The organism is Paenibacillus sp. JT22N12, from assembly GCF_056269365.1.
Map to the genome: position 1 here is coordinate 206505 of NZ_JBWDNU010000004.1, position 11661 is coordinate 218165.

Below are 11661 nucleotides of genomic sequence, written 5' to 3' on the forward strand. Positions count from 1 at the left end.
ATGCCTGGCAGGGGAGATTATTTTATAGCACCCGTGTGAAAGACCGGAAGCAGCCTATTTTTTTGAAAATCTGTTGACAGCAACATCTTTCAGTTATATAGTTAGTTACATGAGTAGTTAACCAGTTTGGTGGTGATAAAGAAATGGCATTTTTGATTGATGACAGCCGGCCGATATTTGTTCAGATCGCAGAACGGATTGAAGATGACATTATTGAGGGCGTACTGCCCGAGGAATCGCAGGTTCTTTCGACGAACCAGTTTGCCGCCTTTTACCAGATAAATCCGGCAACAGCGGCGAAAGGTGTGAATATGCTTGTTGACGATGGGATTTTGTATAAGAAGCGGGGGATTGGCATGTTTGTGGCAGAGGGCGCTCGTGCGAAAGTGATTGAGAAGCGGAAGGAACAATTTTTCGAAGAGTTTGTGGTCACGATGGTCCGGGAAGCGAAGAAGCTTGGCATCACGGCCGAACAGTTAACGGACATGATCCGGAAAGGGGACAATGCATGATGGGTAAAGTAGTCGAGTTGAACCGGTTGGTGAAGGCTTATGGAGATATGAAGGCAGTCAATAATGTCAGCTTCTCCATGGACGAAGAGAAAATCTACGGACTCCTGGGCAGGAACGGGGCCGGGAAGACGACGATCATGCATATGATCACCGCCCAGCTGTTCGCCACAAGCGGGGAGCTTAAAGTATTCGGGGAAGATCCTTACGAGAATAACCGCGTCCTCAGCCAAATTTGTTTTATCAAGGAAAGCCAGAAATATCCCGATGTTTACCGTATTATCGATGTGCTGAATATATCTGCGTCCTTCTTTCCCAACTGGGATCACAACTATGCGCTTTCACTTGCTGAGGAGTTTCGGCTTCCGCTGAAACGGAGAATGAAGAAGCTTTCCAGAGGGATGCTCTCCTCCGTCGGCATTATTGTCGGTCTTGCAAGCCGTGCGCCGCTCACGATATTCGATGAGCCTTACCTGGGCCTGGATGCGGTGGCCCGCAGCCTGTTTTACGACCGGCTGCTTGAAGATTATTCGCTGCATCCCCGGACGGTCATTCTGTCCACGCATCTCATCGATGAAGTAAGCCGCATTCTGGAGCATGTGATGGTGATCGATAACGGGAACTTGATTATTGATGAGGATGCCGAGGCGCTGCGCGGCCGGGCGTTCACCTTGGCCGGGCCAAAAGCTGCTGTTGAATCCTTCACGGCCGGCAAGGAAGTCATCCATCGGGAGCCTTTCGGCAATCTGGTCACAGCAACCGTAATGGGCCATTGGGATTCCGGGGAACGCAGGCAGGCACAAGCATTGGGACTTGAGCTTGCTCCCGTATCTCTCCAGCAGCTGATTATCTATCTGACGAATGGCAAAACGCAAAGAAAGGCGGTCGAAGTCTGATGAACCGAGTCGCAAGCGTTGTGAAAATGCACAGCAGGGATAAATGGTCGTGGTTTATCGTCCCTTGGCTGGTCATGCTTTCCAGCTTCGTAGTCAATCTGGGTATCAGTATTTTCATTGAAGAACCTCTCAAGACCGGTGGGCTTGCCTCCATTTACATTTATATGTTTGTAGCCGGTATTATTACGCTGGCACAGACATTTCCGTTCGCGCTTGGCATGAGTGTAAGCCGAACGGATTACTTTCTGGGAACCTCGGCCATGATCCTTCTGTCTAGCATCGGATCCGCTATTATGCTGTTTCTTCTTGGTCTTGTGGAAGGATGGACGGACGACTGGGGGAGCGATCTGAATTTCTTTCATCTGCCGTATATCACCGATGGTCCACTCATTAATCAATTAACGGTGCCGCTTGTCATCTTGTTGTTCATGCACTATCTGGGGATCGTGATCGCTGCGGTACACAAGCGTACCGGGAAAAACGGCATGTTTATCGTTTCAGGCATCGTGCTGGTGGTGGGTACCGTGCTGGGATTTCTGGCCAATTATCTGAACTGGTATCCTGCCATCTTTGAGTGGATGGGGAACCAGACCGCTGTCGACTATATCCTGTGGATGCTTCCTTTCATCGTTATATTCGCGGCTGTGTCCTATCTGCTCCTGCGCAAAGCGACGATATAATCTCCTGGTTTCCTGGAGCCGTCGTTTATAAAATGACCGCCATATGTGATTGCCGTCCGGTAGCTGCCGGACGGTATTTTTATTCCTGCAGAACAATACGCTCCGGAAGAATAGGTCAGCTGTACAGTAATAGTTTCCGGGAGGATGGATAAAGCTAAAGCATACACCCCTTTATTAAGGAGGGTTTATCGTTTATGCGGTTAATAACAGCACAGAGACGGTTTTCGGCATTATTGATCTGCTGTATGCTGGCCGGGCTTTTGACGCACGCCGTCTATGCGGAGGCAGGCGGAGGACTGGCGGGCCATAGTGACGGCTGGCCATCCCATTTTCACTTTTATGCCCGGAATTCTTCTTCAATGTCACGGGAAGCCGTGGAACAGAAGCCTTACGATTTCTCTTTTGTATGGATGTCCGACACCCAGTATTATTCCGAGAGCTATCCATACATCTACAAAGGTATCGTCAACTGGATCGTGAGTCACCGGCAGGACATGAAGATCAAATATGTGATCCATACCGGCGATATCGTCGACGATGCCGGCAAGAAAAAACAATGGGCCGAAGCCGACAAGAACATGAGAGTCTTGGAGAAATCAGGCATTCCGTACGGCATACTGGCCGGTAACCATGACGTGTCGCAGCGCAAGGGCGATTACCGGCAGTACCAGAGATATTTTGGCGAACGCCGGTTCAAGAAGCAGCCTGCCTTCAGCGGCTCCTACCAGAATAACCGCGGCCATTATGATCTGGTTTCTGCAGGCGGCGTCGATTTTATTCTGGTTTACATGGGGTGGGGGATCGGGGAGCCGGAGATCGTCTGGATGGATGACGTAATCAAGCGGTATCCGGGACGCAAGGCCATACTCAATCTTCATGAATATCTGCAGATCTCCGGAAGCCGATCACCGCTTGCAGATGAAGTGTATGAGCGGGTTGTAAAGCCGAACAAGAATGTATTTGCCGTATTATCCGGTCACTATCACGCTGCGAAACAGCTGATTAATGCCATTGACGATAACGGGGATGGCGTGCCTGACCGGAAGGTATATCAGATATTGGCGGATTACCAGAATGCCCTGAAAGGGGGACTCGGCTATATCCGGCTGCTCCAGTTCAGCGTGAAAACCAATAAAATCTACGTCAAAACATACTCGCCTTATCTGGATGATTATAATTTCTACGATCCGGTGGACCATCCGGGCAAGGATGAATTCGCGCTGGATGCGGATTTAACCCCAATGGGGAAGGGGAGCTGAGTGTATTCAAGACCGCCGTAATCATTTGCGGGCCGCTTCCGATCCATTCTATAATAGTCATAAGGATGCTGAAATGGAGAAGGAGCGACCGGGTACATGATTGTGAATGAGAAAATCAAAGCGGCTGAGGTTCAGCTCACCGGCTTAAAGGGCGAGGATCTGGGAGTTGTGCCGACGAGCGAAGCGCTGGCCATGGCCAGGAAGCTGAAGGTGGATCTGGTATGCACCTCACTGATGAGCAGTCCGCCGCCCTGCAAGCTGATGAGCCGGGGATTGGCCAAGCAGGCAGCCGCTGCGGACAAGCGTGAGTCCACCAGAAAAGATCAGCCGGCGAAGCTGAAGGAGATCCGTCTGACGGCGGCCATCGAGGACCATGATTACGATACCAAGCTGCGCCAGAGCGAAAAGCTGCTCTCGTCGGGGAACGCTGTGCAGCTGGTTATCCGCCTGAAAGGGAAGGAAGGCCCCAAAGCCAAGGAGCTGCTCGAGCGGATGCTGAAGGATCTGGCTGCCTCCGGCAAGAAGGATACCGGCATTCAGGTCAGCGGCAAGCAGGCGGCAGTCCGCGTCAATCCTCTTTAGGACGCGGGTGAGCGGTGAAATCAAGAGATTGGGCAATATTGGGCTTAAAAATAAAACAAACAGCTTCAACCGTCGAGGTTGGAGCTGTTTGTGTTCGAGAAGCGCTTACTCTATACGACCGTTGCTGCATGTGGTGCCTTCGGGGGACGGCCGCAGCTCCTTCTTAAAATATAAAACAGGCCAGGTTTCCACTATACGCTGCTTATATTTTTGGAGGGAAGAAACCTGGCGGCGCCCCCAAAGGTCGCCGCTTCTTCTTGTGGAATGCGGAGTCTGCCTCTGTTTATTCCTGCCGGTCCCGCCTATCTTTCTCCACCCGGGGCTTTCCCTCAAAGCTGTGCTGAATGTTATCGACGATTTCCTCGACGGCTTCGCTTATCATATCGGTAACCGCGATGTCCTCGCGATCCCTCGGCGTGTTGATGCCTGCCTCTGTATTGGAGGTTGCATTATAATAGTCAGGATTGGTAATTTCATGCTCCGGTTTCTTCTTGTTCATGGGGTTCGCCACCTTGTCTGTATGTGATGGTAATAACTTACCCCAAAAAAAGCGGCAGCAATCTTGGCCTTGGTATACTCAGGACCGATTGGTCTTCTCATACAGTACCCGTTCCACCTTGGCGATATGAGATTCCATCAGCTGCGCAGCGAGGCGCTCGTCCTGGTTGGCAATCGCTTCATAGATGCCGGTATGCTCGGTAAGCAGCCGCTCCGCAGAACGCAGCTCGGCATAAAACCATAAAGCGCGCGTATCCTTCATGCTGTCATGCAGCTTCTCCGATAAGGAGCGGACAAGGTCGGTCAGGACCGGATTTTGCGCAGCCTCGGCAATTTGGAGATGAAACCGGACATCGGCCTGCTCGCCGGCCTGTTCATCGGACAAGTGCTCTCTCATGTCCTCTAGCGTTTCCCGCAAAAGCTGCAGATGGTTCTCCGAGCGGTGCTTGGCGGCAAGAGCGGCGCAGCCGGATTCCAGCACCTTGCGCACCTCAAGGATATGGCGCAGAGATTCCGCGCGGGACATCCATTCGGCTGCGTTATCCGGAGGCGGCGCTGGCTCAGGAGCCTCGGCCCTGATATAGGTGCCGCCGCCTTGACGGATATCCAGCATGCCCACAGCCTTCAGCGCGCTGAGCGCCTCCCGGATGGTAGAGCGGCCGACGCCAAACAACGCAGCAAGCTCCACAACGGAAGGCAGCTTGTCGCCTGGCATCCACTCTCCGGCGGCGATTTGCGCTTTCAGATCATTCATGACCCATTCGCTGCTTTTCAGCGGTCTTGTATTTGTCACCTGTATGTAGTCCTTCCCGTTGCTTCTTAAATAATAAGCAGGCGTGATCCGCGCTTTGACCCCTCAAGTGTCGTTCAATTCTCCTGAAGAGGGACACACGAGCCCTCCGAAACCTGCGCTTACAAATTATTGTACCCGTTTTTGATCCGGTATGGTATACTTTCGAGTAATAAAGTCATCAGATGACCTGATCAATTATTTTAATGCTGTTAAATGTTTCTTGGGAGGTTGTGGTTAAATGCTAGCTGAAGCAGTCAAGAAGGAGCTGCAGGCCATCATGGGCGACCAGTGGGTAAGGGACGACAAGGAAGCGCTCGTCACCCATTCGTACGATGGCACCCCGATGCTGCAATCGCTTCCGGATGGCGTGATTTATCCGGCCAGCACCGAGCATGTTTCGGAGACGCTCAAGGTGCTGAGCCGCCACCGTATTCCGGTGATCAGCCGCGGCTCGGGCACCAATCTGTGCGGCGGCACCGTGCCGGTGAATGGCGGCGTTGTAATGGTTATGCACCGGATGAACAAGATTCTGGAGGTTGACCTGCAGAATCTCACGGCGACTGTGCAGCCGGGACTGAATACGAAGCAGTTCAGCACGCATATCGAGGGGCTGGGGCTGTTTTATCCGCCGGACCCAAGCAGTATGGCAATCTCTACTATCGGCGGCAATATAGCCGAGAATTCCGGGGGGCTCCGCGGTCTGAAATACGGCACCACCAAGGATTATGTGCTGGGGCTGGAAGCGGTTCTGCCGAGCGGCGAAATCATCCGCACCGGCGGCAAGCTGATGAAGGATGTGGCGGGCTATGATCTGACGAAGCTGCTCGTCGGCTCGGAAGGAACGCTCGCCGTTATTACGGAGGCGACGCTCAAGCTGATTCCGCCTCCCAAGTACAAGAAAACGATGCTGGCGATGTTCAAGGATATATACGGCGCGGCGCGGACCGTGTCCAGCATCATCGAGAACCGGATCATACCGGCCACCCTGGAGATTCTTGACCGTCCGACGATACGCGTGGTGGACGATTTCGCCAAGCTGGGTCTGCCGCTGGATATGGAGGCGATTCTGCTGATCGAGCAGGATGGCGATGAAGAAACCGTCGAGCGGGATATTCAGCGGATATCCGAGATTTGCCGCGCCGAGAATGCGGACCGGACGGAAATCGCGGCGAATGAAGAGCAGGCGCTGAAGCTGCTGACGGCCAGAAGGAGCGCCTTCACCGCCCTTGCCCGTCTTCGCCCGACGACCATTCTGGAGGACGCTACTGTGCCGCGTTCCAGGATCGCCGATATGGTGCTGGAAATTAACAGGATTGCCGAGAAGCATAAGGTTCAGATTTGCACATTTGGCCACGCAGGCGACGGCAATTTGCACCCTACGGCGACGACGGACGCTCGCGATCAGGATGAGATCCACCGCGTGGAAGCGGCCTTCGAGGATATCTTCGAAGCGGCGATCCGCCTCGGCGGCACCATAACCGGGGAGCATGGAGTAGGACTGGTCAAGGCGCCGTTCCTGGAGTGGAAGGTCGGTTCTGCGGGAATGACCGTCATGAGCGGCATCAAGCAGGTTTTCGATCCGGATGGACTGTTGAATCCGGGCAAAATGTTCGCCAAAGCGGCGCGTAAGCGGGTGGTGATTGAGCATGGCTAAGCAGCTGCTGGAACCGGGAATGACGGTTTCCCTTGTAGAAACCCTGCAGAAGAAGCTGGATTACGATGAATTGATGAATTGCATGCGCTGCGGCTTCTGCCTTCCTGCCTGTCCCACTTTCAGGGAGACGGGGCTTGAAGCGGAATCGCCGCGCGGCCGGATTGCTCTGATGAAGGCCGTAGTGGACGGCGTCATGGAGCCGGATCATGCCTTTGAGACCCAAATGGATCACTGTCTGGGCTGCCGCGCCTGCGAGCCGGCTTGTCCGGCCGGCGTAAAATACGGGCAGCTGATCGAGCAGACACGCGATGCCGTGGAGGACCACACGGTCCGTCACCGCTGGTGGGTCAAGTCGGCGCGCAAGCTGGCATTCGAAGGCTTGTTCCCGCATCCCCGCCGGATGCGGCTGCTTGGCGGCGCACTGAAGGTCTATCAGAAGTCAGGCCTGCAGAAGCTGACGCGCAGCACCGGAGTGATGAACATGTTCCCCGACCATATGAAGAATATGGAGAACATATTGCCTGAAGCCTCAAGCGCCGGAGTCGTCAAGGAAATTGGCGTCCGCCACCCGGCCAAGGGCGAGCGGATCGCAACCGTCGGACTCTTCCGGGGCTGCATTATGGACGTCATGTTCACAAAGACGAATGTGAACACAGTACGGCTTCTGACAGAGGCAGGATTCGAGGTTGTCATTCCTGACGAGCAGACCTGCTGCGGGGCGCTCCATGCCCACAGCGGCGAGGCTGGCGGCGCGCAGAAGCTGGCGATGACCAACATCCGCGTATTCCGCGAGGCGGGCGTGGAGTGGATTGTGTCCAACGCCGGAGGCTGCGGGGCGCTGCTCTGCGAGTACGACCATCTGCTGCATCATGATCCGCAGTGGAAGGAGGATTCTGCCTGGTTCGCATCGCACTCGGTGGATGTCGCGCGCCTCATTGTCGAGCACGGCCGATTGCCGAAGTTCGAGCTGAAAGAGGATGAGTCTGCCCGCATCACCTATCAGGACTCCTGCCACATGCGCAATGTCATGAAATCCTCCGACGCCCCGCGCAAGCTGATGCGCAGCGTGGATGGCGCGCAGTTTGTGGAAATGGTGGAGTCGGACCGCTGCTGCGGTTCGGCGGGCATATACAATTTGACGCAGCCGGATATGGCCAATCAAATTCTGGACCACAAAATGGAGCATGCGAAGAATACAAGCGCCGGCTACATGATCACGAGCAATCCCGGCTGCCTCCTGCAGATGAAGCTGGGTATCAGCAAAAGTGGATTGGATAAGGAAATGCAGGCCGTCCATTTGGTTGATTTTCTGTACGAGAACATGACGCCAGGCGGGAACGGGTAACCGGTTCTTGCATGGTTGCTGTTTCAATGCAGGCTATAAGCTAGTGAAAGCGGTATTCCGACCCGGGAATCTGCGAATGCTCCCCATTTTTCGCTTCAAGAGCAGCACCAAGAGCCTCCAGCTTCATCGTATAGATGGGTTGGAGGTTCTTTTTTGATTTTTCGCATCATAGATGGTCTATATTCAAGGTTGATATTGATTTGCATAAATTCATGAGTTAACTCTCCTGAGAGAAATCCAGCATTCATTGCTCCAATGAGGAAAAATCGGCTTACAACGGTTCGACGAGGGAAATTGGCGACTCTAAGCCGGAAAAACCTGCTTGGAGGCAGCAGGAGGGGATAGTAAGAACAAACCTCCTCATATGCGCAGCAACGCCAACTCTGAGCAGTGCTGGTGTTCCGGCAAGGTATGCCGAAAGCAGCAGCAGACTGCCGCAAGTTCCTTACTTCACTGCACAGAAGACTACATAGTCAGCCAATCTTGGTCCATTTTACTTCGTAAAACAAAGCAAATTTTCGTCGCCCTCCAGATGCTTGAGGACCGCCTGCTGGATTTGCTCGGGATCTTTGGTTCTGAAGGCATCCAGAAGGGCTTGATGATCGCTTTCGATATGACTCAATTCATAAAAAGGAAGATTCTTGGAAAAATGCAGACGGATCTGGTTGACGATGCTCTGCCAGGTCAGCATTACGGTACGTTCTGTCGCCATGTCCAGAATGGTCTGGTGAAAAAGCAGATCCAGATCCACGAGCCTTGAATTCTTGCCTTGTTCCACAGCGTCGCGCATCTCGCCAATGATCTCCTCGAGTTTCGCAAAGAAGGCATCGTCCATTTTATCCAGATAGCGCCGAACGACGAACGATTCAATATGGAAGCGGATGGGAATCAAAATATTTTGAACCTCTTCGGCATCCAGATCGGCAACGACGGTTTCTTTATAAGGAAAAGAAATCAGCAGCCCTTCCCGCTCAAGCTGCCGGATCGCTTCACGGATGGGACCGCGGCTGACGCCCATCTGCTCGGCAATATCCATCTCCTTGATTCGCGCGCCGGGCTGAAGATGCCCGTTCAGGATCGCTTCCCGCAGGTCGTTGGTCACTTTTTCCCGCAATGAGGTATTGGCTTGCTGTTTGAACGTGAATTCAGCCATGTCAGTAAATTCCCTTCTAATTTTCAACAAAATGATCGGATAACATGTAGTATACTTCGAAACCGGGAAAAAATCACGAGGTTGAAAATTGTCAACAACGCCGCAAATGTAGTTAACCAAATATTGTTGACAATATTTAAATAGAGGACTTAATATAATAACAATGGATATAAGTGTTCTATGCAAGCAGACTAACATCTGGTCAGGGTCATAAGATTAATCCGCCAAACAGGTAAGGGCATTAATAGTTAACCCGTAACCAATAATTTATCTCTTGATATTTACAGCCAGTCATCCATCCCAAATAAGGAAGTGCGGTGAGCATCCATGAAAATTACAGAGGTTGAATCCATTTATTTGAGAATTCCTGATCTGGACGCAAGCAAATGCGACGGCACACAGGATACATTAATGATCCGTATCCACACGGATGAGGGTATAACGGGACTGGGCGAGGTTGACTCTGTTCCACTCGTGGCGAAAGCGGCAATTGACGCTCCGCCTTCTCATTCGATTGCAACGGGCTTGAAATCACTGCTCATCGGGGAGAACCCGCTGGAAATCGACCGGCTCTGGGATAAAATGTACCGGGGAACGATTTATTTTGGCCGCAGCGGACCGGCTATTCATGCGATGAGCGGCATTGATATGGCGCTATGGGATATTATGGGCAAGCACGCGGGCCGCCCGGTCTCCGAGATGCTTGGCGGCACGTACCGCTCACAGCTCAAAGCCTATGCCAGCTCGCTGATGCCGGACACGATCGGGGAAGCTGTCAGGCTCGCCGGCCAGTTTGTCTCCGAAGGCTACCGGGCGATGAAGTTCGGCTGGGGGCCGATCGGCCGCGATGCCAAATTCGACGAGCGGCAGATCCGCTCCATCCGTGAAGCTGTAGGCGATGATATTGATATCATGATCGATGCGGGGCTTGCCTGGGATTTGAAGGGTGCGCTGAAGATGGCCGAAATCTATGAGAAATACGGCGTGTATTGGCTGGAGGAGCCGCTTCACCCCGAGGATATCGCGGGTTACCGGGCGCTGTCGGACCGCACTCATTTGCATATTGCCGGCGGCGAGCAGGAGAGCGGCGTTGCCGCCTTCCGCCGGCTGATAGAAGACGGTCATCTGGATATCGTTCAGCCGGACCTTGGACGCTGCGGCGGTCTGACGGAAGGCAAACGCATTGCCTATATGGCGCATGAGCGTCACAAGAAGGTCGTTCCGCATGCATTCAAGACAGGAATTCTGGTCGCGGCAAGCACGCATTTTGCAGCTTCGATACCCAATGGCTTCATGATTGAGCATACGGTGTCCACCTCTCCGCTTTCGAGGGAGCTGGTTGCGGAGCCGATTGTCTTCAAAGACGGTTATGTGCAGGTGCCGAAGCTTCCGGGGCTTGGCGTTACGGTGGATGAAGCGGTTGTCGAGAAATACCGTGTGAAGTAAGGAAGGCGACAAGGGCGATGGCGAATATGCGCAGATTTGAAGGCCAGGTTGCGCTCGTAACGGGAGGAGCGACTGGAGTCGGATACGCCACGGCCAGCCGGCTTGCTTCCGAAGGGGCAAAGGTTGTTATTACGGGCAGGCGCGCCGATCTGGGCGAAGCGGCCGCCCGGACTTTGACGGAGCAGGGGTTCGCAGTGGAATATACCGCGGGAGACGTCTCGGATGAGCTGTCGGTGAGCGGCATCTTTGCCCATGTGGAGCGTACCTGCGGCAGGCTGGATATTCTGGTGAACAATGCAGCGGCGTTTCAGCCAATCCGTTTTCTTGGCGCGGACCGGGCAGCTTGGCGCAAGGTGTTCGACATTATCGTAGACGGCACCTATTTCTGCACGCAGGCAGCGGCCCAGCTGATGATAGCGAACCGTATTCAGGGCCGCATCATCAATGTCTCTTCCATCAACGGCGCCCGTGCGCTTGAGGAATCGTCGCACTACAATGCCGCCAAGGGCGCGATGGACCAATTAACCCGCAACACGGCGCTTGAACTGATGGACGAGGGCATCCGCGTGAATGGTGTCGCGCTTGGTTTCATTGACACGCCGATGTCGGTGGTGGACGGGGTTAAGGAGCATGAGACGGAATGGTTCCAATCCATTTATGCCGCACGCGGCAAAATCATCCAAAGACGTTCCGGGCAGCCGGAGGAAGCCGCCGGAGTCATAGCTTTTCTCGCGTCGGAGGACGCCTCGTACATATGCGGTGCGGTCCTGCCGGTAGACGGCGGGTTGTCGGTCACGTTTTGACCGGACCATACAAAAATGAGCTTGTAACCCTGTTGTTTATCGG

General features: G+C 53.7%; 12 protein-coding genes. 9 read left to right on the forward strand and 3 right to left on the reverse strand.

All coding sequences use genetic code 11. The annotated features are described in order from the left end of the window. Positions 1 to 143: 143 nt before the first annotated feature. The 5 genes from AC0YOA_RS16545 to infC all read left to right on the forward strand — a co-directional run bounded on the left by AC0YOA_RS16545 (position 144) and on the right by infC (position 3926). Entirely contained in the window at positions 144 to 512 is a 369-nt protein-coding gene (locus AC0YOA_RS16545) for a GntR family transcriptional regulator (protein ID WP_210043703.1), read from the forward strand. Next, on the forward strand, positions 512 to 1405 hold the full coding sequence (locus AC0YOA_RS16550; RefSeq protein WP_475771278.1) for an ABC transporter ATP-binding protein: 894 nt from the start codon (positions 512 to 514) through the stop codon (positions 1403 to 1405). Before AC0YOA_RS16545 ends, AC0YOA_RS16550 begins: the two co-directional genes overlap by 1 nt. Beyond that, entirely contained in the window at positions 1405 to 2085 is a 681-nt protein-coding gene (locus AC0YOA_RS16555) for a hypothetical protein (RefSeq protein ID WP_475787523.1), read from the forward strand. Before AC0YOA_RS16550 ends, AC0YOA_RS16555 begins: the two co-directional genes overlap by 1 nt. Before the next feature lie 194 nt (positions 2086 to 2279). Continuing rightward, entirely contained in the window at positions 2280 to 3344 is a 1065-nt protein-coding gene (locus AC0YOA_RS16560; protein WP_475787524.1) for a metallophosphoesterase, read from the forward strand. Between the two features lie 96 nt (positions 3345 to 3440). Next, positions 3441 to 3926 carry a translation initiation factor IF-3 gene (gene infC, locus AC0YOA_RS16565; protein ID WP_475787525.1) on the forward strand — a complete coding sequence of 162 codons (486 nt, stop codon included), beginning with the start codon at positions 3441 to 3443 and terminating at the stop codon, positions 3924 to 3926. A 283-nt stretch (positions 3927 to 4209) separates the two neighbouring features. On the opposite strand, the gene AC0YOA_RS16570 is transcribed toward infC, so the two are convergent. Both AC0YOA_RS16570 and AC0YOA_RS16575 read right to left on the reverse strand, forming a co-directional pair. Beyond that, positions 4210 to 4425 carry a hypothetical protein gene (locus AC0YOA_RS16570; RefSeq protein ID WP_475787526.1) on the reverse strand — a complete coding sequence of 72 codons (216 nt, stop codon included), beginning with the start codon at positions 4423 to 4425 and terminating at the stop codon, positions 4210 to 4212. A 78-nt stretch (positions 4426 to 4503) separates the two neighbouring features. After that, entirely contained in the window at positions 4504 to 5217 is a 714-nt protein-coding gene (locus AC0YOA_RS16575) for a FadR/GntR family transcriptional regulator (RefSeq protein ID WP_475787527.1), read from the reverse strand. A gap of 238 nt (positions 5218 to 5455) precedes the next feature. On the opposite strand from AC0YOA_RS16575, the gene AC0YOA_RS16580 reads away from it, so the two are divergent. Together AC0YOA_RS16580 and AC0YOA_RS16585 are read left to right on the forward strand one after the other, a co-directional pair. Beyond that, entirely contained in the window at positions 5456 to 6871 is a 1416-nt protein-coding gene (locus tag AC0YOA_RS16580) for an FAD-binding oxidoreductase (RefSeq protein ID WP_475771226.1), read from the forward strand. Then, positions 6864 to 8216 (forward strand): (Fe-S)-binding protein, encoded by a 1353-nt coding sequence (locus tag AC0YOA_RS16585; protein ID WP_475787528.1) that lies wholly within the window; start codon positions 6864 to 6866, stop codon positions 8214 to 8216. The genes AC0YOA_RS16580 and AC0YOA_RS16585 overlap by 8 nt, the downstream gene beginning before the upstream one ends. A gap of 493 nt (positions 8217 to 8709) precedes the next feature. Here AC0YOA_RS16585 and AC0YOA_RS16590 read toward each other — a convergent pair whose 3' ends face one another. Then, entirely contained in the window at positions 8710 to 9369 is a 660-nt protein-coding gene (locus tag AC0YOA_RS16590) for a GntR family transcriptional regulator (protein WP_210043633.1), read from the reverse strand. Between the two features lie 327 nt (positions 9370 to 9696). Here AC0YOA_RS16590 and AC0YOA_RS16595 point away from each other — a divergent pair, with 327 nt between their 5' ends. Together AC0YOA_RS16595 and AC0YOA_RS16600 are read left to right on the forward strand one after the other, a co-directional pair. Continuing rightward, positions 9697 to 10815, forward strand: a complete 1119-nt coding sequence (locus tag AC0YOA_RS16595) for a mandelate racemase/muconate lactonizing enzyme family protein (RefSeq protein WP_475787529.1) — start codon at positions 9697 to 9699, stop codon at positions 10813 to 10815. Between the two features lie 17 nt (positions 10816 to 10832). Further along, the gene (locus AC0YOA_RS16600; protein ID WP_475787530.1) at positions 10833 to 11618 is read left to right on the forward strand and encodes an SDR family NAD(P)-dependent oxidoreductase; all 786 of its coding nucleotides are present in this window, start codon (positions 10833 to 10835) and stop codon (positions 11616 to 11618) included. Positions 11619 to 11661 lie beyond the last annotated feature (43 nt).

Coding starts and splice junctions, on each gene's coding strand:
- AC0YOA_RS16545 (WP_210043703.1), top strand. CDS start 144: ATGGCATTTTTGATTGATGACAGCCGGCCGATATTTGTTCAGATCGCA.
- infC (WP_475787525.1), top strand. CDS start 3,441: ATGATTGTGAATGAGAAAATCAAAGCGGCTGAGGTTCAGCTCACCGGC.
- AC0YOA_RS16570 (WP_475787526.1), bottom strand. CDS start 4,425: ATGAACAAGAAGAAACCGGAGCATGAAATTACCAATCCTGACTATTAT.
- AC0YOA_RS16600 (WP_475787530.1), top strand. CDS start 10,833: ATGGCGAATATGCGCAGATTTGAAGGCCAGGTTGCGCTCGTAACGGGA.
- AC0YOA_RS16555 (WP_475787523.1), top strand. CDS start 1,405: ATGAACCGAGTCGCAAGCGTTGTGAAAATGCACAGCAGGGATAAATGG.
- AC0YOA_RS16590 (WP_210043633.1), bottom strand. CDS start 9,369: ATGGCTGAATTCACGTTCAAACAGCAAGCCAATACCTCATTGCGGGAA.
- AC0YOA_RS16560 (WP_475787524.1), top strand. CDS start 2,280: ATGCGGTTAATAACAGCACAGAGACGGTTTTCGGCATTATTGATCTGC.
- AC0YOA_RS16595 (WP_475787529.1), top strand. CDS start 9,697: ATGAAAATTACAGAGGTTGAATCCATTTATTTGAGAATTCCTGATCTG.
- AC0YOA_RS16550 (WP_475771278.1), top strand. CDS start 512: ATGGGTAAAGTAGTCGAGTTGAACCGGTTGGTGAAGGCTTATGGAGAT.
- AC0YOA_RS16580 (WP_475771226.1), top strand. CDS start 5,456: ATGCTAGCTGAAGCAGTCAAGAAGGAGCTGCAGGCCATCATGGGCGAC.
- AC0YOA_RS16585 (WP_475787528.1), top strand. CDS start 6,864: ATGGCTAAGCAGCTGCTGGAACCGGGAATGACGGTTTCCCTTGTAGAA.